27 protein-coding genes are annotated in these 25,810 nt (G+C 57.1%); 21 read left to right on the top strand and 6 right to left on the bottom strand.

The genetic code is table 11. From position 1 onward, the window contains the following. The first annotated feature begins 273 nt into the window (after nucleotides 1–273). Together C8P63_RS07705 and C8P63_RS07700 are read left to right on the top strand one after the other, a co-directional pair. Nucleotides 274–1,221 (top strand): hypothetical protein, encoded by a 948-nt coding sequence (locus tag C8P63_RS07705; protein ID WP_108022853.1) that lies wholly within the window; start codon nucleotides 274–276, stop codon nucleotides 1,219–1,221. Next, nucleotides 1,214–1,600, top strand: a complete 387-nt coding sequence (locus C8P63_RS07700; protein ID WP_108022851.1) for a hypothetical protein — start codon at nucleotides 1,214–1,216, stop codon at nucleotides 1,598–1,600. Before C8P63_RS07705 ends, C8P63_RS07700 begins: the two co-directional genes overlap by 8 nt. A gap of 341 nt (nucleotides 1,601–1,941) precedes the next feature. Here the strand turns inward: C8P63_RS07700 and C8P63_RS07695 are convergent, their stop codons facing one another. Together C8P63_RS07695 and C8P63_RS07690 are read right to left on the bottom strand one after the other, a co-directional pair. Further along, on the bottom strand, nucleotides 1,942–2,295 hold the full coding sequence (locus tag C8P63_RS07695; RefSeq protein WP_108022849.1) for a L,D-transpeptidase: 354 nt from the start codon (nucleotides 2,293–2,295) through the stop codon (nucleotides 1,942–1,944). A gap of 51 nt (nucleotides 2,296–2,346) precedes the next feature. Further along, nucleotides 2,347–2,538, bottom strand: a complete 192-nt coding sequence (locus C8P63_RS07690) for a hypothetical protein (RefSeq protein ID WP_108022847.1) — start codon at nucleotides 2,536–2,538, stop codon at nucleotides 2,347–2,349. Nucleotides 2,539–3,056: 518 nt separating this feature from the next. On the opposite strand from C8P63_RS07690, the gene C8P63_RS07685 reads away from it, so the two are divergent. Beyond that, nucleotides 3,057–3,395 carry a hypothetical protein gene (locus tag C8P63_RS07685; protein ID WP_170109558.1) on the top strand — a complete coding sequence of 113 codons (339 nt, stop codon included), beginning with the start codon at nucleotides 3,057–3,059 and terminating at the stop codon, nucleotides 3,393–3,395. Between the two features lie 4 nt (nucleotides 3,396–3,399). On the opposite strand, the gene C8P63_RS07680 is transcribed toward C8P63_RS07685, so the two are convergent. Further along, entirely contained in the window at nucleotides 3,400–3,882 is a 483-nt protein-coding gene (locus C8P63_RS07680) for a DinB family protein (RefSeq protein ID WP_108022843.1), read from the bottom strand. A 270-nt stretch (nucleotides 3,883–4,152) separates the two neighbouring features. On the opposite strand from C8P63_RS07680, the gene fabI reads away from it, so the two are divergent. The 3 genes from fabI (at nucleotide 4,153) to C8P63_RS07665 (ending at nucleotide 6,240) form a co-directional block, all read left to right on the top strand. Beyond that, nucleotides 4,153–4,923, top strand: a complete 771-nt coding sequence (gene fabI / locus C8P63_RS07675) for an enoyl-ACP reductase FabI (RefSeq protein WP_108022842.1) — start codon at nucleotides 4,153–4,155, stop codon at nucleotides 4,921–4,923. A gap of 195 nt (nucleotides 4,924–5,118) precedes the next feature. Next, the gene (speD, locus tag C8P63_RS07670; RefSeq protein WP_108022840.1) at nucleotides 5,119–5,523 is read left to right on the top strand and encodes an adenosylmethionine decarboxylase; all 405 of its coding nucleotides are present in this window, start codon (nucleotides 5,119–5,121) and stop codon (nucleotides 5,521–5,523) included. 63 nt (nucleotides 5,524–5,586) lie between these two features. Then, entirely contained in the window at nucleotides 5,587–6,240 is a 654-nt protein-coding gene (locus tag C8P63_RS07665; protein ID WP_108022838.1) for a site-2 protease family protein, read from the top strand. A 68-nt stretch (nucleotides 6,241–6,308) separates the two neighbouring features. On the opposite strand, the gene ptsP is transcribed toward C8P63_RS07665, so the two are convergent. Further along, a complete protein-coding gene (gene ptsP / locus C8P63_RS07660; RefSeq protein ID WP_211308260.1) occupies nucleotides 6,309–8,018 on the bottom strand; it encodes a phosphoenolpyruvate--protein phosphotransferase in 1,710 nt (569 codons plus the stop codon). 391 nt (nucleotides 8,019–8,409) lie between these two features. On the opposite strand from ptsP, the gene C8P63_RS07655 reads away from it, so the two are divergent. The 13 genes from C8P63_RS07655 (at nucleotide 8,410) to C8P63_RS07595 (ending at nucleotide 22,772) form a co-directional block, all read left to right on the top strand. Next, nucleotides 8,410–9,138: a C40 family peptidase gene (locus C8P63_RS07655; RefSeq protein WP_245920772.1), complete on the top strand. Its 729-nt coding sequence runs from the start codon at nucleotides 8,410–8,412 to the stop codon at nucleotides 9,136–9,138. A gap of 135 nt (nucleotides 9,139–9,273) precedes the next feature. After that, a complete protein-coding gene (panD, locus tag C8P63_RS07650; RefSeq protein WP_108022835.1) occupies nucleotides 9,274–9,666 on the top strand; it encodes an aspartate 1-decarboxylase in 393 nt (130 codons plus the stop codon). Continuing rightward, nucleotides 9,659–10,381, top strand: a complete 723-nt coding sequence (locus C8P63_RS07645; protein ID WP_170109557.1) for a YheC/YheD family protein — start codon at nucleotides 9,659–9,661, stop codon at nucleotides 10,379–10,381. Before panD ends, C8P63_RS07645 begins: the two co-directional genes overlap by 8 nt. Nucleotides 10,382–10,543: 162 nt before the next feature. Continuing rightward, nucleotides 10,544–11,332, top strand: coding sequence for a molybdate ABC transporter substrate-binding protein (modA, locus tag C8P63_RS07640; RefSeq protein ID WP_108022831.1), 789 nt, complete (start codon nucleotides 10,544–10,546; stop codon nucleotides 11,330–11,332). After that, on the top strand, nucleotides 11,329–11,994 hold the full coding sequence (modB, locus tag C8P63_RS07635) for a molybdate ABC transporter permease subunit (RefSeq protein ID WP_108022829.1): 666 nt from the start codon (nucleotides 11,329–11,331) through the stop codon (nucleotides 11,992–11,994). The genes modA and modB overlap by 4 nt, the downstream gene beginning before the upstream one ends. A 363-nt stretch (nucleotides 11,995–12,357) precedes the next feature. After that, nucleotides 12,358–13,938, top strand: a complete 1,581-nt coding sequence (locus tag C8P63_RS07630) for a helix-turn-helix domain-containing protein (protein ID WP_146172138.1) — start codon at nucleotides 12,358–12,360, stop codon at nucleotides 13,936–13,938. A gap of 234 nt (nucleotides 13,939–14,172) precedes the next feature. After that, a complete protein-coding gene (locus C8P63_RS07625) occupies nucleotides 14,173–14,874 on the top strand; it encodes a class II aldolase/adducin family protein (RefSeq protein WP_108022825.1) in 702 nt (233 codons plus the stop codon). A 338-nt stretch (nucleotides 14,875–15,212) separates the two neighbouring features. Next, nucleotides 15,213–16,151 carry a DMT family transporter gene (locus tag C8P63_RS07620; protein WP_170109556.1) on the top strand — a complete coding sequence of 313 codons (939 nt, stop codon included), beginning with the start codon at nucleotides 15,213–15,215 and terminating at the stop codon, nucleotides 16,149–16,151. Nucleotides 16,152–16,255: 104 nt separating this feature from the next. After that, on the top strand, nucleotides 16,256–16,489 hold the full coding sequence (locus C8P63_RS07615; RefSeq protein ID WP_108022821.1) for a ferredoxin family protein: 234 nt from the start codon (nucleotides 16,256–16,258) through the stop codon (nucleotides 16,487–16,489). Nucleotides 16,490–16,764: 275 nt separating this feature from the next. Beyond that, on the top strand, nucleotides 16,765–19,206 hold the full coding sequence (locus tag C8P63_RS07610; protein ID WP_108022819.1) for a 3-hydroxyacyl-CoA dehydrogenase/enoyl-CoA hydratase family protein: 2,442 nt from the start codon (nucleotides 16,765–16,767) through the stop codon (nucleotides 19,204–19,206). A 144-nt stretch (nucleotides 19,207–19,350) separates the two neighbouring features. Continuing rightward, nucleotides 19,351–20,532, top strand: coding sequence for an acetyl-CoA C-acetyltransferase (locus C8P63_RS07605; RefSeq protein WP_108022817.1), 1,182 nt, complete (start codon nucleotides 19,351–19,353; stop codon nucleotides 20,530–20,532). 37 nt (nucleotides 20,533–20,569) lie between these two features. Next, nucleotides 20,570–22,345, top strand: a complete 1,776-nt coding sequence (locus C8P63_RS07600) for an acyl-CoA dehydrogenase family protein (RefSeq protein WP_108022815.1) — start codon at nucleotides 20,570–20,572, stop codon at nucleotides 22,343–22,345. Between the two features lie 100 nt (nucleotides 22,346–22,445). After that, a complete protein-coding gene (locus C8P63_RS07595) occupies nucleotides 22,446–22,772 on the top strand; it encodes a TM2 domain-containing protein (protein ID WP_211308259.1) in 327 nt (108 codons plus the stop codon). Nucleotides 22,773–22,793: 21 nt separating this feature from the next. Here C8P63_RS07595 and C8P63_RS19045 read toward each other — a convergent pair whose 3' ends face one another. Beyond that, a complete protein-coding gene (locus C8P63_RS19045) occupies nucleotides 22,794–22,931 on the bottom strand; it encodes a hypothetical protein (protein WP_170109554.1) in 138 nt (45 codons plus the stop codon). A 292-nt stretch (nucleotides 22,932–23,223) separates the two neighbouring features. Between C8P63_RS19045 and C8P63_RS07590 the strand changes: the two genes are divergently transcribed. Together C8P63_RS07590 and C8P63_RS07585 are read left to right on the top strand one after the other, a co-directional pair. Continuing rightward, entirely contained in the window at nucleotides 23,224–23,529 is a 306-nt protein-coding gene (locus C8P63_RS07590; protein ID WP_108022811.1) for a DUF3817 domain-containing protein, read from the top strand. 264 nt (nucleotides 23,530–23,793) lie between these two features. Next, nucleotides 23,794–24,903 carry a hypothetical protein gene (locus C8P63_RS07585; protein WP_108022809.1) on the top strand — a complete coding sequence of 370 codons (1,110 nt, stop codon included), beginning with the start codon at nucleotides 23,794–23,796 and terminating at the stop codon, nucleotides 24,901–24,903. 122 nt (nucleotides 24,904–25,025) lie between these two features. Here C8P63_RS07585 and C8P63_RS07580 read toward each other — a convergent pair whose 3' ends face one another. Next, nucleotides 25,026–25,778 carry an SDR family NAD(P)-dependent oxidoreductase gene (locus tag C8P63_RS07580; protein WP_108022806.1) on the bottom strand — a complete coding sequence of 251 codons (753 nt, stop codon included), beginning with the start codon at nucleotides 25,776–25,778 and terminating at the stop codon, nucleotides 25,026–25,028. Nucleotides 25,779–25,810: the final 32 nt, after the last annotated feature.

Raw genomic sequence — 25,810 nt, 5'->3', positions numbered from 1 at the left:
GTCCGCTCCGAATCATCCTGCTGCGGGCAGGGGCAAACGCCTTCGGATGCAACACAGAGAAGCTTTTGCCCCTGAACGCCCTTGCAGGCTGATTCTCCGCCGGGCAGGACAGCAAAGTCGCTATTTTGGGTAAACGCTTCCCCTTTTCTCGAAACGAACATGAAATCACAATCCTTCCAGTCCTGATCTCAAAAGTGGGGAGAAGGCGGGGGGCGGGGGTTCCACCCTGTGATAAAATGAAGGGGTGACCCGCGTGGAAGGGAGGAGTGTGGGATGTCGGTTTATCTTCTGTTCATCGACGGAGTGGGACTGGGGGAAAATGCCTCCCATAACCCTTGGTTTACCGAAGACCCTCCACGCATCCGGGAAATCCTGGGAGGCCCTCTGGTGCGGAAATCGGTGGGTCGTCCCTCGAAGGAAGTCCTGCTGTTGTCGACGGACGCCTCGCTCGGAGTGGAGGGCCTTCCCCAGAGCGCCACGGGACAGGCCGCCATCTTCACCGGGAGGAATGCGCCGAAGGCGATGGGAGAACACCAGAGCGGTCTTCCCTTCCGGCGTCTGAGGGACTGGGTTCAGCGGAACAACCTTTATCTTCGGGTTGCCGATCTCGGGTTGCGGGCCACTTTCGCCAATGGTTACACCGAGGAATTCTTCCGCCTTCCCACGACGCGACGGGGGTGGATCTCCGTCTCCACGGCGACGATTCTGAGTACGGGCCAGTCCTTGCGGATGGTGGAAGATCTGTTGGCGGGACAAGCGGTCTACCACGATCTGACTCGGCAGACCCTCGCTTTGAGGCGGCCGGGGGAAGTGGAAGTGATCGAACCCGATCTGGCGGCACGCCATCTCTTGGATCTCGGGAAGGAACACGACCTCGTGGTGCACGAATTTTTTCTGAGCGATCTGGCCGGTCACCGACAGGACCGGGACCTGATCACCCGGGTGATCCGGGACTATGACCGGTTTCTGGGGGAGGTTGTCGCCAACAAAAAGGACGGGGATACCGTGGTCCTGGTAAGCGACCACGGCAACAGTGAAGATTTTCGCATCAAAACCCATACCCTGAACCCCGTGCCCACCTTGGTGGCCGGGGCGGCGGAGGACGCGTTCCGGTTTGCCTCCGCCCGGGTGAAGTGGGATCTGACCGGGATTACCCCGCTCCTGTTGCATCTGCTGTCCCAAGCGGGGAATACGGGAGAGAGAGGAGAGAACGATGGCTGAACGGTATGTGCCACGGGTGAAGGAAGCAGCCATTCCGGAAGACGGAAGCTGGGCCAAATTGGCCGGAAAAGAAGTCCTCATGCTTCAAGTTCCGGACTGGGAAGACGTGGTCCGTCGCTCTTCCGCGGGAGCGCGCAGAGTCTGGTTGTATGACAGACGGGAAGACGCCTATATCTTCTGCTTCCGTTTGAAAGATGGAACGGAGCGGGCGGTTGCCTTTGCCAAGGATCACGGCGGCCGGCTGCTCACAGATGAACGGGCTTACGGTTTCTTCTCCATCCTGATCGCGTCAGGCGATCTGGGGAAACTGGGCAGCGACACTCCCATGCTTCTGTTTCAGGATCTCTACCTGAAGCGGCACCCCCAAGCGGATTGGTGACGGGGGAGAGGCATGGGAAAAGAGGATCGGTGGCAAAGGGACCATCGCCTGGAAGCGTTGTGAAAAAGTGAGCGGCAGCATTTACCCAAAGCCGCTCCGGCTGCACTCACAGAGCACAAGTCGCGCCGGGGGTCGCTTCACTCCCGGTCGCGCTATGCACTCACAGAGCACAAGTCTCGCCTGGGTCGCTTGCGCTCCCCGGTCTCACTATGCACTCACAGAGCACAAGTCGCTATTTTGGGTAAACGCTTCCCCTTTTCTAGAAACGAACATTCAATCACAACGCTTCCAGATTCGGGGCAGCGATCTCCATCGGGACAATCGCTGCCCATGTTGCTTCATCAGGGCCGGATGATCACCCGGGTCCCGATGGGAACCCGCCTTGCCAAATCTTGTACATCCCGGTTGAACATCCGGATGCATCCCCGGGAGACGCGTCTTCCGATGGAGGCGGGATTGTTGGTCCCGTGGATCCCGTATCCCCTCCGGGACAGCCCCATCCAAAAGGTTCCGTAAGGAGTGAGCCTCCCGCCGGGACGGGTGTAAGGATAGGGGACCTTGTTGATGATGGTGTAGGTGCCGACGGGAGTGACGGTCAGAATTTTTCCGATCCCGACGGGGTACGCCCGCAGGATCCGGTTCCCCTCCAAAAGGTACAGTGTGCGGTCAGACAGATCCACGATGATATACGGCATAAAAAGCCCTCCTTTTCCCTTTATCCTATGGGCGAAGGAGGGCTTTGGTCCCTAACGGAGCCCGCTCGGGTCATCGTAGTCGTAGCGGAAACCGTCCTGGAAAGCAGCGGGGGAGGCTTCCTTTCCCTGCAAACGACTCAGGAGGCGGCGCCAGTTCTTCCCTTCGGGGGATTGGGGCTCGGCGTCGATGGCCGCCCGCAGGGCTTTTTCCACCGACTTGGTTTCTTCGGGGTTCAGTTCCATTTTCCAACCTCCCGTGATCGACGTTTCCTTCCAGTCTTCCTCCGAACGGGTTTCCCATACGTACAGGAGACATACTGGAAGTATGGTGAAAAAGTGAGCGGCAGCATTTACCCAAAGCCGCTCCGGCTGCACTCACAGAGCACAAGTCTCGCCTGGGTCGCTTGTGCTCCCCGGTCTCGCTATGCACTCACAGAGCACAAGTCTCGCCTGGGTCGCTTGTGCTCCCCGGTCTCGCTATGCACTCACAGAGCACAAGTCTTGCCTGGGGTCGCTTCACTCCCCGGTCTCGCTATGCTGTCCTGCAGAGATGGTCGCACTGTCCGCTCCGAATCTTCCTGCTGCGGGCAGGGGCAAACGCCTTCGGATGCAACACAGAGAAGCTTTTGCCCCTGAACGCCCTTGCAGGCTGATTCTCCGCTGGGCAGGACAGCAAAGTCGCTATTTCGGGTAAACGCTCCCTTCTTTTCTGAGCCTGACAATCCATCACAACGCTTCTGGGAGTGGGAGGGGTCCGGACCGTGAACTTTTTTCTTAAAATCGTCATCTACGCCGCGGTGATTCACGGAGTCCACCTGTTGGTGGACGGGCTCCATTATTCCACCCTGCTCGCCCCGGTCGGGCTGGTGTTCCTGTTCGCCACCGTGGGTCATGTTGCCGATCAATGGATCCTGCCCCGATGGGGGAACCTCCTCTCCACGATCGCGGGCAGTTCTTTCATGGTGACCGTCATCTGGGGGGCCCAGTTTTTATTCCCGGGCTCCCTCGTCCGCTTTCCCGTCGCCCTCGTCACCGGCGCCGTTCTGGGTGCGGTGGAGTACCGGATGCACATGGATATCCTGAAAGCAAGAAACGCCTGACAGCTCAATACAGATCAAACATGTTGACCGGATGCCCCAGCTGTTTCAGGTAGTTGAACAGCTGGGCCCGGTGGTGGAAGACATGGGTGACGATCTCCGTCAGCCATTGGGCCTGCGGCAGGGCATGATCGGCATAGAAGGGCCGGGTCCGTTTGTGGAGGAAGTCCTCCCGGGACAGGGCCTTCATGTAGTCGTTCAGCTCTCTGAATCCCCGGTCCATGAGGCTCCCCAGCTCTTCCGAGGTGTCAAAGGAGGTTTCTTTCTCCAGCGCTTTCACCTCCTGTTCGTTGCGTTCGCGGAGAATGGCCAGGTCCACCAGGGGGATCTGGGCCAAGTGGCGGGCCAGTTCCAACAGGGAGCTCATGTTCTCCTTCGGACGGTAAGACCACTGTTCCGGTTCCACCCGGTCCAGCAGTTTCTTGGTGGTGCGGACTCCCGTCTGCAACTCCTCCAGCAAGAGATCCCGAACGACGGATACTTCCGGCATGATTGCTCATCCTCTCCTGAAACAGAATCAGAAACATGCGTTCGATCTATTCGTCATCCTTGTCACGGATTCCTTCTGTGAAATAAGAAACCCGGGATCGGGATTCGTGTTCTTCCGGTGTTTGGTCACTGCGATCCGGAACAAGGGACATTGACATTCCTAATGTTTTCCGATAGGCTGGTACTGAATTTAGTAGCAGGTACTAATTCCCGGCGTGCGAAGGAAGCACATGTGCGGGAACCTGATCATACATAGGAAGGGGAACGAACGATGAAGTTGATGGAAGGTAAGCGGGTGGTCATCATGGGCGTGGCCAACCAGCGGAGCATCGCTTGGGCGATCGCCCAGTCTCTCCATGAACACGGGGCGGAACTGGCCTTCACCTACCAGGGGGAACGTCTGGAGAAGAAGGTGAAAGGCCTGGTGGAAAAGGAGATGCCGGGTTCCCTGTGTGTGTCCTGTGACGTCACCTCCGATGAAGATATCAAGCAAGCCTTTGAAGAGATCGGACGGAAATGGGACCGGATCGACGGTCTGGTCCACGCGATCGCCTTCGCCAAGAAGGAAGATCTCGAAGTGCCCTTTGTGGAAACCTCCCGGGATGGATACGCCCTGGCCCAGGACATCAGCTCCTATTCCCTTGTGGCCTCCGCCAACGCCGCCCGGCCCCTCATGACAGAGGGGGGGAGCATCATCACTCTCACCTATATGGGAGCCGAACGGGTCATCCCCAACTACAACGTAATGGGGGTTGCCAAAGCCGCCCTGGAAACCAGCGTGAAATACATGGCCTATGACCTGGGACGGGACAACATCCGCGTCAACGCCATTTCTGCAGGTCCCCTGCGCACTTTGGCCGCCAAGGGCGTGAAAGATTTCAACTCCATGCTGCACGTGGTGGAAGAGCGTTCTCCGCTGCGCCGCGGGATCGACGCATCCGAAGTCGGAGACACCGCTCTCTTCCTCGCCAGCCGTTTGTCCCGCGGCATCACCGGTGAAGTGATCCACGTGGATTCCGGATACAATATCATGGGAATGTAAAGGATCCGTCACTAAAAAAAACAATTGCAACCCGTAACAAAATGTGATATTTTGTTTCTTGATTGCGCTAGAAGGATCCAAGATTCACTTAAAGGGTTGGGACCTCTGTGGACTAACCTTCCCCCGTGGTGAACGAGCAGATCCTAGCGGAATATTGGCTGAACACCATATTTCCTAGGAAGGGGGCCGAAGGGGATGGAATACTCTACTTTCGGACGTCATGTAGCCTTGGATGCTTGGGGTGTCGATTTTGATCTGCTCAACGACACCTCGCGGCTGGAAAAGCACATGAGGGTGGCCGCCGAGAAGTGCGGAGCGACGGTATTGTCCGCCCAGTCCAAAAACTTTGACCCGCAGGGGGCAACGGTTCTGCTGCTCCTGTCGGAAAGCCACCTGTCGATCCACACTTATCCGGAGAAAGGTTTTGCCGCACTGGACTGTTACACGTGCGGGTATCATGTGGATCCCATGATCGCCATTCGCTACATGATGGATGTTTTGAAGCCGACCCAAGCCTTTGAAAAGGCGATGCGGCGCGGCGATGGGCCCATTGAGGTTGTCCGGCCTGATCAGCCTGTCAAAGTGAAAAAGGTGATTTGACCTGAAGCCAACGCCTCCGATTCTTGGGAGGCGTTTTGTTATCCTTGACCGGGAGGAGTCGCTTTGGAAAGGTTTCTGGCTTACCCTTTGGAGCAGTTCCCCTATGTGGTGGTCGCGCTCTTGGCGGGTTTTGCCGTTCATGAGTTTGCCCATGCCTGGACGGCATACCGGTTCGGGGATCCCACGGCGAAAAAGGAAGGAAGGGTGACGCTCAATCCCCTGGCCCATTTGGATCCCCTCGGAACGATTGCCGTGTTTTTGATGGGATTCGGCTGGGCCAAACCGGTTCCCGTCAACCGTTTTTATTTCCGTCATCCGAGGCTGGCGGGAGTGTGGGTCACCGTGGCGGGTCCTTTCAGCAACCTGGCCTTGGCTTTTTTGTTCACCTTGCTGTTCAGGGCCTGGTTTCAGTTCGGAGGGAGCACGGCGGTTCCGGGGATGGAAACGGGACTGTACATCCTGGTGTATCTCAACGTGATCCTGTTTCTGTTTAACCTGTTCCCCGTCCCGCCCTTGGACGGATACCGGATCCTCGAAGATTTGGCTCCCGCCCGGCTCCGGCCGAGGTTGAGGCAGTACGAACCATACGGGATTCTGGTCTTTGTCGTCCTGCTGGTCACTCCGCTGGGGGACGCCGTCTTCGGGCCGCTTTTCGGCATGGCGGAAACGATCATCGCTCAGATGGCATCCATCGCAGGACTGGCCGTTGTGCATTGAAACCGGGTAAAACCGAACCACCCCCGCTGATGAGGCGGGGGGTGGTTCGGTTTCGGATGCTTTCTTTTTCAGTTTTCTTCTTTGGCCAAAGACCGGACTTCTTCCGGAGCCTGCCGGGTCAGGGCTTCGTCTGCCAGGGTGCGGGCTTTTTCGGTATCGGTCCGACGGACTTTTTCCTTCACTTCCGGAATGGTTCCGGCACTCATGGAAAGCTCGTCCAGTCCCAGGCCGATCAGTATTTCGGTCATGTGGGGGTCACCGGCCAGCTCGCCGCACATGCCGGCAACGATCCCTTCCTTGAGGGCTGCCTCGCAGGTCTGGCGGACCAGGCGAAGGACGGCGGGATGGGCGGCGTCGTAGAGGGGAGCCACCCGCTCATTCCCCCGGTCGGCGGCCAGAGTGTACTGGGTGAGGTCATTGGTGCCGATACTCATGAAATCCACTTCCTTGGCCAGAATGTCGGCGGTCACCGCCGCGGCCGGCACCTCGACCATGATCCCCACTTTCGGGGAAGCGGTTTCGACTCCTTCCCTTTCCAGTTCGGTGCGAGCTTCTTCCAGGAGGCGTTTCGCTTCCCGGATCTCGGAGACGCTTTCCACCATGGGGAACATGATCCATAAGTTTCCATACACTCCGGCCCGAAGGAGGGCGCGAAGCTGGGTTTTAAATATTTCCGGGTTGTCCAGGCAGAACCGGATCGCACGGTGGCCGAGGAACGGATTTTCTTCTTTCGGTAGTTCCGCATAGGGAAGGTCTTTGTCCCCGCCGATGTCCAGGGTGCGGATCACCACCGGTTTATCGCCGAAGGCTTCCAGCACTTTCCGGTAAGCCCGGATTTGTTCTTCCTCCGTTGGCCATTGGTCATTTTCCAGATACAAAAATTCCGTCCGGAAGAGTCCGATGCCCTCCGCCCGGTTTTCAAGGGCGGCTTCCACATCCGCCGGACTGCCGATGTTGGCGAAGACCTGGATCCGCTTCCCATCGGAAGTGACGGCATCCTCATCCGCTTTTTTCAAGGCGGCTTCCCTCAGCTCCCGCTGACGTTCCATTTCCTTCCGGGCTTGTTCCTCCGTCTCCGGATCGGGGGAGAGGATGATGGTCCCTTTCTCTCCGTCAGCGATCAGGGTGTCTCCGTCCTGGATCCGGTCGATGTGGTCCCCCAGACCGAGAACCGCCGGGATTCCCAGGGTCCGGGCCATGATGGCCGCGTGGGCGGTTTTGCTTCCGCGGGCGGTCACCATGGCCGCAATTCCCGGCGGGAACTGGGCGGTATCCGAAGGAGCCAGTTCTTCCGCCACGACAATGCTTCCCGGTTGCAGGAGGGAAGGGTCGAAGGGTTCGATCCCGGAGAGCAACAGCAGGATCCGGTTTCCCACGTCCCGGATGTCGTCCGCCCGGGCCTGCATATATTCATCGGGCAGGGAAGCCAGCATGGAGGACATCTCTTCGGTCACTTCGGCGCAGATCGACTCCGCGTTCCGCTTTTGATTGCGGATGCGGTTTTTCATTTCCCCGATGTAGGCGGGATCGTCGAGAAACGACAGGTGGGCGTCAAAGATTCCCGCTTCGTCTTCTCCCATCCGTTCCCGGGTGGTTTCACGAAGGCGGGTGAGCTGTTCTTTTGCCTGATCCACCGTCTCCTCCAGGCGGGCGACTTCCTGATCCGTGTTGTCCACTGTATGGGTTTCCACTTTCGGGTGGTCCTTTCGCCAATGAACGGCCTGCCCGATGGCCAGGCCGGGGGCGGCCCCCACTCCGTTGATGCGTTCGGCAGTCAATGTTATCCCATCCTTCCCGAAGTTGTTTCCTGTAAGACCGTTTTCAAGCCACCCCGAACTATAAAGCAAAAAGAATGCCAATGCAACAATATGCCTCCCGATCCTGCACACAATGGACCCCTATACGGGCAATAGAAAGGTAGAACTATTAATATCTTACATTTATTAAAAGGATCTGGAAATGAAAGCGGCAACAGCTGTGACGGTCAAAAGCGAAGGAACCGCATGGTGATGAGGTTTGACGCTGTTATATGCGGTTAGGTGTCACGGCGGGCGGTTCATTGACTTTATTGTCAGTCATCTTTTGTATAAATCTTACAATCGATACAACCAAAGTCCTATGTTAGTATAACCGTGTATCGTCAAAACCACCGACAAAAAGGAGGATACGATGCGAATCAAAAACATCATCAAAAAAGCTGTTCTCGCGACCACCGCATTTGCCCTGGTGAGCACGGCCGCTCCGTTGACCGGGCAGGCCCATGCCGCCGGCTCCAATAACCTGAACGCTTACGCAATGGTTCAAAACATCTTCGACCAGGTCGGCTTGGCCAACCCTTTGACCGGTAAAGGTTCGTCCGCCCAGCAGCAGGACCAAACCGAACAGCCGGCCCAACCGCAGCAAACCGCTCAACAACAAGAGCAACAACCCGCCCAGCAACCGCAGCAAACCACCCAACAACCGCAACAAGAGCAGCAACAACCTGCACAAAACACACAAGATGAAAACACCAGCGATTTCGGTGACCGGATTATTGCAACCGGTGAAAAATATCTGGGGACCCCTTATAAATTCGGGTCTTCCTCCAAAACCACCAAAACATTTGACTGCTCTTCGTTTACCCAGCGGGTCTTTGCTGAAAACGGGGTGAAACTCCCCCGCACCGCCGAACCGCAATCCAAAGTGGGTGTGGAAGTCCCCCGCAGCGAACTGCAAAAAGGGGATCTGGTCTTCTTTAAACTGAAAGGGAAAGAGCATCTCGGGATCGAACACGTGGGAATCTACGCCGGGAACGGCAAAATCCTTCACACTTACGGCCCCGGCGGTGTCCGCTACGACGACATGAGCAAACGCTGGCTGGACTGGGGCTTCGTGAAAGCCACCCGGGTCCGTCCCTGAAGCGGACTCTCAAACCCCTGTTCCGAAATACGGAACGGGGGTTTATTATTTTTCCCTCTTGTTATTCGTCCATACGGATTGGCGGGTCGCTTCATACTATAAGGACAAAGAACCGGCAAAGGGGAGGAAGGGTTATTGAAACGATGGATGTGCAAAGGAAAAATCCACCATGCCACTGTGACGACAGCGGATCTGGAGTATGAAGGAAGCATCACAATCGACTCCCGGCTGATGACAGCGGCCGATATCCGCCCCTTTGAAATGGTCCAGGTCACCAGTTTTCAGAATGCCATCCTGTGGAAAACCTATGCGATTCCTTCAGAAAAGGAAGGAGAAATCGGGTTAAACGGTCCCCCGGCCCGGATGTTCCGACCCGGTGATCAAGTGGTGATCCTGAGCCTTGCCATGGTGGAGGACGATGAATTGGAAGATCTGAAGCCGCGGGTCGTTCTTGTAAATGAACAAAACCGGATTGTGGATGTCATCCGGAAAAATACCGAACTTAAAGGGCGGGAAAGCGATGGCTAAAAAAGGATACAAATGGAGGGTTCATCGGATCCTGATGAAAGATCCGGTACTGACCGCTTCATTGCCGGAGACCCGTTGGTTGGAACAGGGCACTCTGTTGTCCATGCTGGATCGGCACGGTTCCGTGATCGTCAAACCTTCCGGCGGGACGGGCGGATACGGGATCATCCAAATCCGGCAAACTGGTCCGGGGAAGTATGAGATCCACCATGGAACCCGGAGGCAGGGAATCGGACGGAAAGGGCTTTATTCCCGCGTCCGGTCGATGACCCGTCACCGGAGTCTTTATTTGGTGCAAAAAAGGATCCCGCTTGCGACCGTCCGGGGAAGGCCGATCGACATCCGCGTCATGGTCCAGCGAAGGAGAAACACCCCCTGGGAAGTGACCGGTTATCTGGCCAAGGTGGCTGGTAAGGGACACGTGGTCACCAATGTGGCCCGCAGCAAAGGATATGTTCTCACGGTGCCGCAGGTGATTCGTCTGTCTGACGTAAGGGGTGCTTCAACGGATGCGGTGATCCGAAAGCTTCGGAATTTCAGTCTTCGGGCTGCGCGGCGGCTGGGCGGGGTCGTTGTCGGTTTTGATATGGGGGTGGATAAAAACGGAGAGATCTGGATGATCGAAGCCAATCCGAGACCGGCCTTGTCTTTGTTCCGGAAGCTGAAGGATCCTTCCATGTACCGAAAAATCGTCAGTTACCCCCGGCCCTATTGAAAGCCGGTCTTTTTTGTAAAACTTTTCGGTTAATCCCGTTCTAAAGTAGTTTTTCCGGACGGTTCCGCCGATTTTCCGTGTTTCGCGTTTCTTGAAGTGATAAACTATACAGGGACAACCTTGAACGGATCTCCGGCTTTCGCCGGTCGAGGAGGACCGCCTATGTTGAAACGCGGTTCAGCCTGTCTTCTGGCTGTTTGGTTTTGTGCCTTTTCACTCTTCGGTTGTGCTCCGGAGAACGAACGCCGGGAAGTGGTGGTGTTGGCGGCATCCAGCCTCACCGACGCCCTCGGTGAATTGGAGAAGAAATACGAGGCGGAACATCCGGGTCTGAATCTGGTCATCAGCTTCGCTTCTTCCGGCAAGCTTCGCCAACAAATCGAGCAGGGGGCTCCGGCGGACATCTTCTTTTCCGCAGGGAGCCTGGAGATGGACAAGCTGGAGAACGGGGGAAAGATCGTTCCCTCCACCCGGGTGAATCTGTTGACCAACGAGCTGGTGCTGATCGTCCCCCAACAAGGGGAAAGCGGGGTGAAGAGGCTGGAAGACCTTCGCTCCGAAAACGTGAAGAAGCTGGCGATCGGTGAGCCCGGGGTCGTTCCTGCGGGCCGGTATGCCAAGGAATTTCTGACACGGACCGGCCGTTGGAACGACCTTCGTCCGAAGTTGGTTTTCGGCGCAAACGTCCGTCAGGTTCTTTCCTATGTGGAATCCGGAAACGCGGATGCCGGTCTCGTTTATAAAAGCGATACTTATCGGGCCGAGGGGGTGAAAGAGGTGGGAAACATTCCCTTAAACCTCTATTCCCCTATTGTTTACCCGGTTTCCGTCGTGAGGGATGCAAAAAACCCGAAACAAGCGAAGGATTTTCTACGTTGGTTGAAAGGGAACCAAAGAAAGGCCGTGTTTGAAAAATACGGATTTAAAGGAGAGGCTTTTGAACAGCCATGATCGTCACCGATTTCTGGGCGCCGGTCATCCTCTCCCTCCGGGTGACGGTGATTGCCAGCCTTTTCTCCTTCATTTCCGGGTTGGCTGTGGCTTGGTTGCTTGCGGGCCGCCGGTTTCAGGGAAAAACCGTTTTGGAGACGGTGATCATGCTTCCGTTGGTTTTACCCCCAACGGTGATCGGTTTCGGTCTCCTGGCAGTGTTGGGGAAAGGTGGCTGGTTGGGTGCGTTGGCCGAACGGTTTTTTGGCGGGACCGTCGTCTTCACCTGGTGGGGGGCGGTGATTGCGGCCGCTGTGGTCGCCTTCCCCCTGATTTACCAGACGGTGAAATCCGGGTTGGAAAACGTCGACCGGGAACTTCTGGAGGCAGGAAGGGTGATGGGGGCCGGAGAGTGGCAACTGGCCCGTTGGGTCACGTTGCCACTGGCCTGGCGGTCCCTCCTCACCGGTTACACCCTGGGTTTTGCGAGGGGGTTGGGAGAGTTCGGCGCTACCTTGATGGTGGCGGGGAATATTCCCGGGAAAACTCAGACCGTTCCCACCGCCATCTACCTGGCCGTGGATGCGGGTCGTTGGAATCTCGCCGGTATGTGGGTGCTGGTGGTGGTCTGGATCTCATTCTGTCTCTTGGCTTTCGGCCATTGGGTACGTTCCCGGGTATGAACCATAAAAAAAGGAGGCCAAGCCTCCCGGTCCCGCTTGGGATCATCCGAACACTTTGACGCCTCCCAACAGAAGGAGAAGAAATGCCAAACCCAACAGAATGATGAGATAGATATTAGCTCCCAGTCGTTTCAACCAATTCACAATGATTCCTCCTTGAGAACCTCCCGGCTTGATTGTCAAAACGCATTATTTTATACTCGATCAGTCCCGCTTTACCCTGTTGGCGCCTATACAACATTAATTCACAGATTGTACAGGATGTAAACAACCGGACAGGGAAGATTTCAAGAGACCTGATATGGATAGAGACAGAGAGGGATCGGTGACAGGAAATCCGCAACGGAGGTGGTTGCTGTGTGGGTGGAGATCGGAAAACTACTGAGACAAGCCAGGGAAGAAGCCGGGCTTTCTCTGGATGATCTGCGGGATCAGACCCAGATTGATACGGTCACCCTGCAAGCGTTGGAAAACGGGAATTTTGACAAAATATCCAGTCCGTTCTATGTCCGATCCTACATCCGTACCTACGCCAAAAAAGTCGGGCTGGAACCCACCAACCTTCTGAAAAAGTATCGCCCGATTCCCGAGGGGGACGACGGTCAGGGAGACCAGGGGAACCAAAACACCGGCCCGCTGAAACAACAGACCACATCTTCCTTCCGTCCGGTCAATCAAAGCACGGGGATGGTTCAAGTGCCGTTGCAACAGACAGGGAAACACCGGCCGCCGGAGCCGCCGGAGTCCCCTAACCGGTCAGATCCCCGGAACGGATATGATCCCTACCGCTCCACCCGGTCGGAGGTTTCTTCCAAATATTCCCGTGTGCAGGCAGAGGAGGAACCCGCGCAAGAAGCCTCCTCTCACGAAGAAGATCCGTTCTTCCAGGATCCGGGACTGCCTTCCCGATCCAGTGTGAAGAAAACCCGGTCCCAGACGAAAAAATGGTCCGCCGCCCGCCTGACGGAAACGATGAAGATCCCGGGGCTGGGAAAAACCGGCCGGGGACGGATAGCGGAGGACCGCAGCGGGATCGGCCATCACGGTGATTCTTCCCAGGATCAGAATCACGGCGGGTACGGCGATGATTTTTCCCATGATTCCTATGAGGGCGGCGGCTACCTCCAAGAGGGACTGCCTTCCCGGTCCCGGACGAATCCACGATCCACCTCCGGCCTGACAGGGACGGGGAGGGTGTCGGGATTGAGCCGAAGCGGCCGCGGATCCTCCGTGGAGGAGCCCTATGGAGAGGGGGGCGAAGACTCCTTCCATGCGGAGGGATCTCCCGACCTTTACGGTTCAAGGGAAGAGGATGGTGCCTACACGGGGGAAAACGCACCTTATGAGGAAAGAAGCCGATTTCCCCTCCCCGTTCAGCGGGAGACAGGGGAAGGGCGCCTTTCCCGCTCCACCAGACAAAAGGCTGCGGGGGGGGTTGCCCGCCACTCCAAGGCGAAGAAGAAAGGGCTGTTTTCCAACAAGTGGATGGCCCGCGTGGCGGTCGTCTCATGCATCCTGCTGATTCCGATGACGGTGTGGGCTTACAGCAACATGATGGATCAGCCCGCGGAAGAGCAAACCCAGGAGAAGGGGCAGGACGTACAGACCGCCGGCACCGCCGCCGAAGGAACCGACCTGGCCCGCGTGACCCCGGTGAACGAAGGAAGCCAAATCGGCGAATACAAGCTGAGCGAACCCAGTGCGGTGGAATTTCAGTTTAAAGCCAAGGGAACCAGCTGGATCCAGATTCGCGAAACCAAAAACTCCGACCAGGGGTATGTGAAAGATGTGACGTTGAAAAAAGGAGAGAGCTTTCCCTTTAAACAGGCAAAGAGCGTCAGCACCGACCTCTGGGTCACCATTGGCTCCCCGGAACACGTGGATGTCACCATCAACGGCCAGCCGGTGAAAGCCAAGAGAACCCTCCATGTGATCAAGAATTGATCCTTTTTGTCAGCGCCCGGAAAGGGGCGTTTTTTGTTTTTGACGCGTACCGGGGCCATTCTTCGGGAGCCGCATCCCTTCAACCAAGGGATGCTTTTTACGTATAAAAAAAGGAAAAATTGGAAGGTGGATTTTTTGGCGGAAAAACGGTCTTTATTATAGAATGTTTAATAATAGGAAAATTCCCTCGGGTGTCTTTTAAATCTCTCTTTCAAGGGATAAAGGAGTGGGATTATGGAATATCAACGGAAATATTCAAAAGAGATCGAATCGATCCTCAAAGTGGGGCGGAGGCTTTATGACCGGGGCCTGGTGGCTTCCGACGGGGGCGATATCAGCATCCGCCTTCCCGGGGAACGTTTCCTGATCACCGCCGGCGGGGTCAGTAAAGGATTTTTGGACAAGACCGACGTGGTCGTCGTCGATTTTGAGGGCCGGGTGGTGGAAGGCGCCGGGAAGGTCTCTCCGGAATCCCGCATGCATGCGGCGATCTACGGTGAACGGAAAGACCTCGGGAGCGTGATCCATGCGCATCCGCCCACGGCGACGGCGTTGACGGTGGCGGGTATTTCGCTGATGGATCCGGTGTTGCCGGAGATCGTCCTCCGTCTGGGCGGGATTCCGACCGTTCCACTCGGAATGCCGGGTACCGAAGACCTGGTGCGGAAAATCCGCCCTTACCTCACCGACCATGATGCCTTGATGCTGGAAAACCGCGGGGCGGTGACCGTGGGTGGGGATTTGTTCGAGGCGCACCGCAAGATGGAATGGGTTGAAATGGCAGCCCGGGTCCGGTCCATCGCCCGCGGCTTGGGGGAAGAACGCCGGCTGACCGCGGAGGAGGTCTCCAGCCTGATCGGGCTTCGTTCCGATTGGGGATTGGAAGGCCGGCATCCAGGATCCCGGATCCTGAGGCCGATCCGGAAAGTGAAGTGACGACAGGAAGGTCAGGGTGGGATATCGAAGTGTATACCCACCGCTTTTCCCTCGCCATCCGGACTTTCCTGTCGTAAGTCCGTCGGCTCTTTGATACAATTCACCTAAGGTGTATCCATCCATCTCTGACCGTACCGGCCTTCAAGGACGGTGAAGCGGTTCGTTGGCCGCTGATTGAAGGAGGTGATCGACGATCTCCATGAAGAACGTTCTTCCCCCGCCCCTCCGTGTTCCCGTGACACCGTCCGGACATTGACAAGGGCGGGGCGAGACCTCAGGGGCATGACGGATGAGGGTTCGCATCCCGCCCGGTGACCATTTGTTTGGGAGGGATGGGGATGCGGCGCGGAAATGGAATGAGTTGGGTCTTCCTTGGTGCATTTCTCTGGGGGACCGCCGGACTGGTGGGAAAAGTGCTGATTGTCCGCCACGGGCTGGACTCGATGGTGGTGGGCGCATGGCGGCTGGTGTTCAGTGTGCCGTTCCTGGTTACGGCGGCGCTCCTGGAAAGGAAACGGCATCCCGGCCGGCTCCGGGAGCGGGGGAGGCCGACTGGCTGGTTGCTTTTGTTCGGTCTCGCCGTTGCCGGTTACCAGGTCGGTTATTTCTCCGCGGTGGACCGGACGCAGGTGGCCACGGCCACCATGCTGGCGGTTTGCACGGCTCCGTTGATGGTGGCGGTTTTTGCCCGGGTGTTCATGAAAGAGCGGATCGGCGGGTGGACCGCCGTGTCCCTGGTCGCGGGGTTAACGGGAACGCTCCTTCTGATCGGGGTGGGGAGCGTAGCCGGTTTGGCGGAACCGAGGTATTTATCGGGGAACCTGTTGGCGTTGTTCGCAGCCTCTTGTTACGGAGGCTACACCCTGATCGGAAAGCATCTGTTGGCAGGGATTCCTCCCTTCAGGATGTTGGCGATCACCTTTTCCCTGGGGGCGTGTTTCCTCCTGCCGATGCTCCGGATGCCGGAACCTTCGCTTGAGGCTTGGTTGCTTCTTCTCTACGTCGGTGCCGTTCCAACGGCATTGGCTTACCTTTGTTACATCTACGGGCTGAAGCGGACCACGGCCACCCGGGCTTCCATCGGTGCGTTGACGGAACCCCTCACGGCGGCACTGCTTGCCGTGTTGTTGCTGGGGGAACGGCTGACGGCGCTGGGGTGGGCGGGGGCCGGACTCCTCTTTTCTTCCCTCGCGCTGATGCAGTGGACCGCGGGTGAAAACCGGAATGAAGCCCCTGCGAAAACCGGGGGTTTAGAATCCGGGCCGGCGAGGAAATAATATACCTCGGAGACCGGAGACGTGCTGAAAACCGCTGATCACTTCCGGGATTCAATTCCGGAGTCGGATCATTTACAGGAACGAATAAAAAGGGGGCATTCCGTTTGGCCTTTGTCATCACTTCTCCTTGCAAAGACGAAAAAGCAGCCGAGTGTGTGGAAGTATGTCCGGTGGATTGCATTCACGGGGACGAAGTCATGTACTATATTGACCCGGATACCTGCATTGAGTGCGGGGCCTGCGAACCGGTATGCCCGGTGGAAGCGATTTACGAAGAAGAAATGGTTCCCGAAGAAGAGAAGGAGTACATCGAGATCAACGCCAATTTCTTTAAATAGGAATCGCGGGCGGGTACCGGAAGGTGCCCGCTTTTTTGACGCCCGATTTCTGGCAAATCGAAAAAGTTATGCGCAAACCCTTGACGAAGAAAGGATTCGGATCAATAATATTATTTGAAAGGTTTCATCCGGACTTTCCGGTGGCCGATATCCGCACCCAGTCACAGAAGATGAGGACCTTGGACAGCATCGTCCGGACATCCGCCTGTCCACGTCATTGGAGAGGTTTTTTTAACCCAAGGAAATGAATGACTGTTCATTCAACGGGTTGCCGGATGCCAGTGGTCAGAAGCGTCCATCTGAGAGGAGGAGTACTCTTGGCGAGAATCAAGAAAGCGGCCGTGATCGGAGCCGGCGTCATGGGGGCTGCCATCGCCGGGCACCTGGCCAACGCCGGGATCCGCACGGTCCTTCTGGACATCGTACCCAAAGAGTTGACGGAAAAAGAGAAGGCAAAGGGACTCACCCTGGAAGACAAAGCAGTCCGCAACCGGATCGCCCGGACGGGGAAAGAACGGTTGTTCAAAGAGAAGCCGAGCCCGATCTTTCACAAGAAAACCGCGGACCTGATCGAAGTCGGAAACCTGGAGGACGACCTCGAAAAGCTCGGCGAAGCGGACTGGGTGATCGAAGCCATTATCGAAAACCTGGAGATCAAACAGAGCTTGTTCGCCAAGGTGGAAGAAGTCTGGAAGCCGGGAATCATCGTCAGCTCCAACACTTCCGGCATCTCCATCCATGAGATGGTGAAGGAGAGGTCCGCCGAGTTCCGTTCCCATTTCCTCGGGACCCACTTCTTCAACCCGCCGCGGTACATGAAGCTTTTGGAGATCATCCCGACGGAAGACACTTCCGACTCCATCGTTTCCGGGATGAAAGCGTTTTCCGAGTCCGTGTTGGGCAAAGGCGTGGTCACGGCCAAGGACACCCCCAACTTCATCGCCAACCGGATCGGGGTGTATGGCCTTCAGGTCACTTTCCAGAAGATGCTTGAAGACGGCTTGGGACCCGACGAAGTGGATTCGGTCACGGGGCGGGCCATGGGGCGTCCGAAGAGCGCCACCTTCCGGACCCTGGACCTGGTCGGACTCGATACCTTCGTCCACGTGTCCGACAATGTGCGGGAAAATGTGGAAGAACCGGAAGAGAAGAAAGCCTTCGAAGTGCCGGACCTCCTCCGGGAGATGGTGGAGAAGGGGTGGCTCGGGTCCAAAAGCGGCCAGGGCTTTTTCAAGAAAGTGAAAACCGATAAAGGAAAAGAGATCCTGGTTCTGGATCCTGAGACCAAGGAGTACCGTCCACGCAGGAAGTTGAAGGCTCCCTCCCTGGAGATGGCCAAGCGGGCCAAAACCATGAAGGAACAGCTCAGGGCCCTGGTGTACGCGGATGATGCCGCCGGCCGTTTCGCCTGGTACATCACCAAAAAAGTCCTCCTGTATTCCGCGGCGCGGATTCCGGAGATCGCCGACGACATCGTGAGTGTCGACCGGGCGATGCGCTGGGGCTTCAACTGGGACCTCGGTCCCTTCCAGGTCTGGGATGCCATCGGTGTGGAAAAATCCGTTGCCCGCATGAAGGAAGAAGGGGAGACCATTCCGCCGCTGGTCGAAGAACTGCTCGCCTCCGGCAAAAAGTCCTTCTATGAGGAGAGCCCGGAAGAGATCCAAGCGTTCCACCTCGGCGGCGAACTCCGCAAGGTGGAAGAGCACCCCAAAACCATTGATCTCGCCCGCCTCAAAGAACAGGGCAAAGTGATCAAATCCAATCGGGGAGCCAGTCTGATCGACATCGGGGACGATGTTCTCTGCCTGGAGTTTCATTCCCCGAAAAACGCCATCGCCGCGGACATCATTCAGATGATCCAGCACTCGGTCAAGGAAGTGTCCGAAAACTACCGTGGATTGGTCATCGGGAACCATGGAGACAACTTCTGCGTCGGGGCCAACCTGATGCTGATCCTGATGGAAGCCCAAGATCAGAACTGGCCGGAGCTCGATCTGATGGTGCGACAATTCCAGAAAGCGATGGGCTCGCTCCGCTACGTGGATAGACCGGTGGTGGCCGCTCCCTTCAATATGACCCTCGGGGGCGGGGTGGAAGTTTCCCTGCCCTGTGACCGGATTCAGGCTTCCTCGGAGCTGTACATGGGCCTGGTGGAGACGGGAGTCGGTCTGATCCCCGGAGGCGGCGGCAACAAAGAGATGCTCCTCCGCTGGATGGACGGGGTGGACCCGAAAGACCGGATTTCCCTCCAGCCTCTGGTCAACAAAGTGTTCGAAACGATCGCCATGGCCAAGGTATCCACCAGCGCCGAGGAAGCGCGGGATTATCGATTCCTGCGTCGGGAGGACGGCATCACCATGAACCGGGACCACCTCCTGTATGACGCCAAGCAGCAGGTGCTCGCCCTGGACGCCGCGGGTTACCGGGTTCCCAAGCCCCGGAAGGTGCCGGTGGTCGGGGAAACCGGTTACAACACGCTTCGCCTGGGTGCCTATGGAATGCTGCAATCCGGCTACATCAGCGAGCATGACTACAAGATCGCCGGCAAGCTGGCCTACGTGTTGGCCGGAGGCACAGTACCGGAAGGGACGCTGGTGGATGAACAATACCTCCTGGACATCGAGCGGGAGGCGTTCCTCAGCCTGGCGGGTGAGCCGAAGTCCCAGCAACGGATGCAGTATATGCTGACCAAGAACAAACCCCTCAGAAACTGACGGGAGTCCAGAAGCGTTGTGATTTCATGTTCGTTTCGAGACAAGGGGGAGCGTTGCAGCCGGAACGGCTTTGGGTAAATGCTGCCGCTCACTTTTTCACAACGCTTCCAGGGACGCTGAACCCAACCGAAGGAGGAGAGGAGTATGCGCGAAGCAGTCATCGTGGCCGCGGCACGGACCGCTGTCGGCAAGGCGAACCGCGGCTCGTTGAAGGATACACGGCCCGACGATCTGGGCGCCTTTGTCGTCCAGGATCTGATGAAGCGGGTTCCCCAACTGGATCCGAAAGAAGTGGAAGACGTCATCATGGGTTGTTCCTTCCCGGAAGGGGAGCAGGGGATGAACCTGGCCCGGGTGATCGCCACCCGGGCGGGACTGCCCAATACGGCGGCAGGTCTCACCATCAACCGGTTCTGCTCTTCGGGGCTTCAGTCCATCGCCATCGCCGCTCAGCACATCATGGCCGGTTTTGCCGACACGATCATCGCCGGCGGCGTCGAGAGCATGAGCATGGTCCCCATGGGGGGGTATAAACCGGCCCCCAACCCCCACCTCATGGACCACGCACCGGAGATCTACATGTCCATGGGCCATACCGCCGAAGAGGTCGCCAAACGTTACGGGGTTTCCCGGGAAGACCAGGATGAGTTTGCCCTTCGGAGCCACCGGAAAGCCATCCGGGCGATCGATGAAGGGAAGTTTAAGGACGAAATCGTCCCGGTGACGGTCAAGAAGCGGTTTGTGGGGGAAGACAACCAACTGCACGAAGAGGAGTTCGTCTTCGACACCGATGAAGGTCCCCGCCGTGACACGTCCATGGAGGTACTCAGCAAATTGCGCCCGGCCTTCCGCGCCGGCGGGTCGGTCACCGCGGGCAACTCCTCCCAGACCAGTGACGGCGCCGCCGGAGTGGTCGTCATGTCCCGGGAGAAGGCCGAATCTCTCGGCATCCAGCCGATCGCCGTGTTCCGTTCCTTCTGCGTCGGCGGGGTGGACCCCGATGTGATGGGGATCGGTCCGATTGTCGCCGTTCCCAAAGCACTGGAGAGAGCCGGACTCACCCTGGACCAGATCGACCTGATCGAGCTGAACGAAGCCTTCGCCTCCCAGTCGATCCAGGTGATGCGCCACCTGGAAATGAACCCGGACATCGTCAACGTCAACGGCGGAGCCGTGGCCCTGGGTCACCCGCTGGGTTGTTCCGGCGCCAAGCTGACCGTGAGCATCCTGAACGAACTGAAACGCCGGAACGGCAAGTACGGTTTGGTCACCATGTGTATCGGCGGCGGTATGGGCGCGGCCGGCGTGTTTGAAATGGTGAACTGAACCGCTTATCCGACCAAAATGAAGGAGGAATCGGAGGATGGCCGAGAAAACCATCACCAAAGGGGGCAGCTACCTCCTCGAGGAGCACAGCCTCGAGGATGTGTACACTCCGGAAGAGATCAACGAAGAACAGAAGATGATCGCCAAGACGACGGAGGATTTTATCAAGGACAATGTGTGGCCGGTATTGGAAGAGATCGAAAACCACAACTTCGACCACACCGTCAACCTGCTGAAGCAGGCCGGTGAGCTGGGTCTGTTGGGGGCCGACGTGCCGGAAGCTTACGGCGGCCTCGGTCTGGATAAGGTGAGCTCCAGCCTGATCACGGAAAAGATGTCCCTGGGCCGGTCCTTCGCCCTGAGCCACGGAGCCCACGTCGGGATCGGGACGCTCCCGATCGTCTTCTTCGGCACCAGGGAGCAGAAGGAAAAGTACCTGCCGGGTCTGGCCACCGGCGAAAAATTCGCCGCCTACGCCCTGACGGAACCGGGCTCCGGCTCCGACGCCCTGGGCGCCAAAACCGTGGCGAAGCTCTCCGATGACGGCAAACACTACATCCTGACCGGGGAGAAACAGTGGATCACCAACTCCGCCTTCGCCGACGTCTTCGTTGTCTACGCCAAAGTGGACGGGGAGAAATTCACCGCCTTTATCGTGGAACGGGAGTTCCCGGGCGTCTCCACCGGTCCGGAAGAGAAAAAAATGGGGATCAAGGGCTCTTCCACCCGGACCCTCATCCTGGACGAAGCCAAAGTGCCGGTGGAGAACGTCCTCGGCGAAGTGGGCAAAGGCCACCAGATCGCTTTCAATATCCTGAACATCGGCCGTTACAAGCTGGGGGTCGGTTGCGTCGGTTCTTCCAAGCGGGCCATCGAAATTTCCGCGAAGTATGCCAATGAGCGGAAACAGTTTAATACCCCGATCGCCAAATTCCCGCTGATCCAGGAGAAGCTGGCCACCATGTCGGCCAAGACCTACGCGCTGGAGAGCGCCATTTACCGCACGGCCGGGTTCTTTGAAAAAGGCCTCGCCCATCTGGACAACGCCGAAGGTTCGGAAGCGGCAAAGGCCATCGCCGAATATGCCTTGGAGTGCTCCATCACCAAGGTTTTCGGTTCCGAAGTTCTGGACCACGTGGTGGATGAAGGGGTGCAGATCCACGGCGGCTACGGGTTCATGCAGGAGTACGAAATCGAGAACATGTACCGTGACTCCCGCATCAACCGCATCTTCGAAGGAACCAACGAGATCAACCGCCTTCTGATCCCAGCCACCCTGATGCGGAAAGTGATGAAGGGCGAACTGCCTTTCATGGAAAAGGCCTCCGGCCTTCAGGAAGAGCTCATGATGATGATGCCGACCCTTTCCGAAGAGGAACCGGCCCCGTTGGAAAAAGAGGCGGAACGGATCGACCACGCCAAAAAAATCTTTATGATGACCGCGGGTCTGGCGGTGGAGAAGTATCAGATGGAGTTGGAAAAGCAGCAGGAGATCCTGCGGGATCTGGCTGACATCGCCATCGAGATCTTCGCCATGGAGAGCGCCTATCTGAGGGCCAAAAAAGCCTTGGAGAAGGACGGCTTGGAGAAGGCCCAGGCCAAAATCGATCTGACCACCGCATACATCCACGAGGCGTTTCCGCGCATCGACCAGAATGCCAAACACACCCTGAGCGCGATGGAAGAAGGGGACACCCTGCGCACCCAGCTCTCCATCCTGAAGAAGCTGACCCGCTATGAGCCGATCAACGAAGTGAAGCTGAAGCGGACCATCGCCAAACGGGTATTGGAAGCCGGGCGCTACGTCGTCTGATAGAGCCCCCCACGATGGTGGGGGGGTTATTGTCCAAAACTGTTCATGGGAAGGGTTCGTTTTTCATGGGGACATGAGGTACCATAGGAGAAGATCCTATGTGACAGGGTGTGTTGCCATGGTCCAAACCGGTCATTCTTCCGAAAATATCACTCCTGAAAGGGATTCACGATCACGACAAATCACCGCTTACGCGTTATGGCTCTTTCTGGGGGTGTTCGGGGCTCACCGGTTTTATCTGGGCAAAAGGAATTCCGGTCTTTTGATGGCCCTGATCTCCCCCCTGATCATTTCTTTCGGGTTGTTTTTCCACTGGCTTCCCGGTCTGGGGGTTTCCCCATTGCTTGTCATCTCCCCTTTTCTGCTGTGGTGGGGATTGGATTCCCTGCTCATCCAAAGGTGGCTTGCCGAACATAAGCAAACATGAAGAAAAACAGCGATTCCCGTTTCATCTGATCGGGGATCGCTGTTTGAACGTTTCTTCCCGGTTGTTTTCCGTTTCCGGTCCGACCCGGACGGTGTGGGGGACGGGGCCGGCCGCTGCGGTCCCGTCGCCGCGGACCGCTTGTTTCTGAAGCTGTCCCATGAGGGGGAACGTTCGGGATGTTCCAGAAATGAAAACGGATGTTCACCCCGGAAGCGTTTTGCAGAACCACGGCCCGGCTTGGGTGTGCCTTCTTTGCGGGTCCTTTCCCCCTTTTTGCTGTGGTGGGGTTTGGATCCCGAAATGGTGGTCCGAAGGGAAGGGGGAGTGAAACAGCGTTTCCCGTTGAGCTCTGAGAAGCGAAGGCTTTCATGGAAATGTCAAGTCCTGCGGAGGCCATTCGTGATACGTTTATGGGGGTACCGGTATTTTTCAAAACACGGAGGTGGTTTTCATGCGTACCCCCCTGGGACGCTTTCGTCTGATCAGTCTGGCGGAAGGGGCCTCTTTCCTTCTCCTTCTCGGAATCGCCATGCCTTTGAAATACCTGGCCGGGATGCCGATGGCCGTCACCGTAACGGGGTGGATCCACGGTATTCTGTTCGTTCTTTATTTCGCCGCCCTCGTCCATGTATGGTGGGTCCACCGATGGTCTTTCGGCCGGCTCCTGGGTGCGGCCGTCGCGTCGGTCCTTCCCTTCGGCACCTTCGTCTTCGATGCCCGATTGCGCCGGGAACAACCCGAAATCACCGGGTCGTAAGTATACGATCTCCTGAATCCGGAGAGGGAAACCTCTCCTTTTTCGATGGGTGGCCAATCGATTGGGAAGCTTCTTTGGTTCGTCGCCGTTTGATATATAAAATTATTTTTCGACAAAAAATATCATTCCATCTTACATGGTGAAATATTTGAAAACATAACTATATCAAAGGTTAAAATTATGGTATTTAAAAAATTCTAAAAACATTATAAAATAGATCCAAAGCAACAGAAAAGAGGGATCCTGGAATCCGGAGGTGGTGGAATGTTGCATCGCTGGGTGGGGTACTGGCTTATGTTCTGTTTCGGTATCCTCATTGTGCTGGCGTTGATTTATGTGTTCGTTTACCAGCGGCTGTTGGACTCTCCGGATTATTATCCCTTTTGGCTGGCTGAGCCGTATTTTTACCTCGGATTGCCGGCAGCAGCTTTAATCACATGGAAGGTGCATTGGGGGAAGAACCACCCCTTGCAATATTTCGTGGTGACGCTGGTGATCCTGATCGGTGTGGTGTATCTGGGCAGCGGCCACGTGAAAGAACACCGGGGGGAACGGGTAACCGACGCGATTCAACCCGTGGGCGTGGTGGACCGGCAGTTGATCACCCGGGAAGGCATGTTTGAAGTTCCCTATTATCCCATGAACCGGGAGAGATTGACGCAGGCGGTCCGCAACGGAGAGGAAGTGGAGGTGACCCTCGTCAGGGAAAAGGGACTGATCCTTTCCTTTGAAGACGAAGGTTTTGCTGCTTACCCTCTCCTGAAGCGGTTGATGGATTTCGCCCTGGGGGTGTTTGCCGCGGGGGTGTTCGCTGTTTTCTTCTACGTGGTGATGTCCGTCTGGTGGCGGGAATTCCGGGTCAAGGGGACGTCCCTCCGCATTTCCCATTGGGGCAGAAGGAAGGAGATTCCCTTTTCCGAGGTGATCCATGTCCGGCTGGATTCTTTTCACGAAGAGATCCGGGTGGAAACGGAGGAAATGGTCAGCAACTTTCCGTACAACCCCACCCGGGCGGCGGAGTTAGCTGAAGCGGCAAAACGGGCCGGTCTTACGCCGATCCGGAACGGAAGACGGTGGGTCCGCCACGTCCAATACCGGGAGGTGCGGCTGGAAGAGGACCGTCTTATCCTGGAAGGGGACGGGCAGGAAAAGATTCCCTATGACTGCGTGGCCGCCCTCGGTTGGGACCCTGTCATACAGATCACGATGATGGATGAGACGAACTACACCATCACGGACGTACGCTATACGGATCGGGCCTGGTTTGAAGAACTGGCAGCAAAAGTCCGCCATGCCTGGGAAAAGAACGGCCAGTTATACAGCATGGACGTGGACCCGCGGGAAAGGAGGGTGGCGTTAAGTCTTTACGATTAAATGTCAGAACGAACGAATATCCAGCAACCGGAGCGGCTTCGGGGAAATGCTGCCGTTCACTTCTTCACAACGCTTCTGGTGATCCCGGAACCGATTGGCCATGGGATGCGGGGACAGGGGAATCACGTCCGGTCCCGGAATGCGCGTGCGACGAGACGGGCCATCCAAGAGCGGGGGAGGAAACGGGGGAGGGAGGCGGCTGCTTTGTTGCCCGAACCGGTGACGACCACCGGTTGTCCCTTTTCCCAGGCTTTTAACCCCAGTTCGGCCACTTTTTCAGCGGACATGGGAAACTTTTGCCGGATTCCGGTGCGTTCGGCGAATTCGCTTACCGTACTTCCCGGACAGACGGCGGTGACTTTGACACCGGTTCCCTTCAGCTCGGCGGTCAGGGCTTCGCTGTAATGGAGGACAAAAGCCTTGGTGGCACCGTAGCCCGCCATGTAGGGGGTGGGCAGGAAAGAAGCGGTGGAGGCCACCTGGATGATGCCCCCGGAGTTGCGTTTCACCATCTGCGGCAGGACGGCCCGGGTAAGGGAAACGAGGGCGCTCACATTGAGCCGGATCATCTCCTGTTCGCGGGTGTCCAGGGTTTCCGTCACCGGCCCGTAAAGACCGAAACCGGCGTTGTTGACGAGGAGATCGACCCGGTGGTTGCGGATGTGTTTCCGAATCTCTTCCACGCCTTCTTCCTCAACCAGATCGGCCGGGAGCACCTCGGCCGTTCCTCCTTTTCCATCCAACTCATCGGCCAATTGCGAAAGGCGGTCTTTCCGCCGGGCCACCAACACCACGTGATACCCTTTTCCGGACAGAAGCCGGGCGAAGGCTTCCCCGATGCCGGAGGAAGCGCCGGTGATCAACGCGACAGACATGATGCAGTCCCCTCTCTACTCCCGAGTGTCCT

Origin of the sequence: Melghirimyces profundicolus (assembly GCF_003054245.1) — a bacterium.
GTDB lineage: Bacteria > Bacillota > Bacilli > Thermoactinomycetales > DSM-45169 > Melghirimyces > Melghirimyces profundicolus.
Note: the sequence above shows the minus strand (reverse complement) of the source record. Positions and strands in the feature narration are given on the sequence as shown.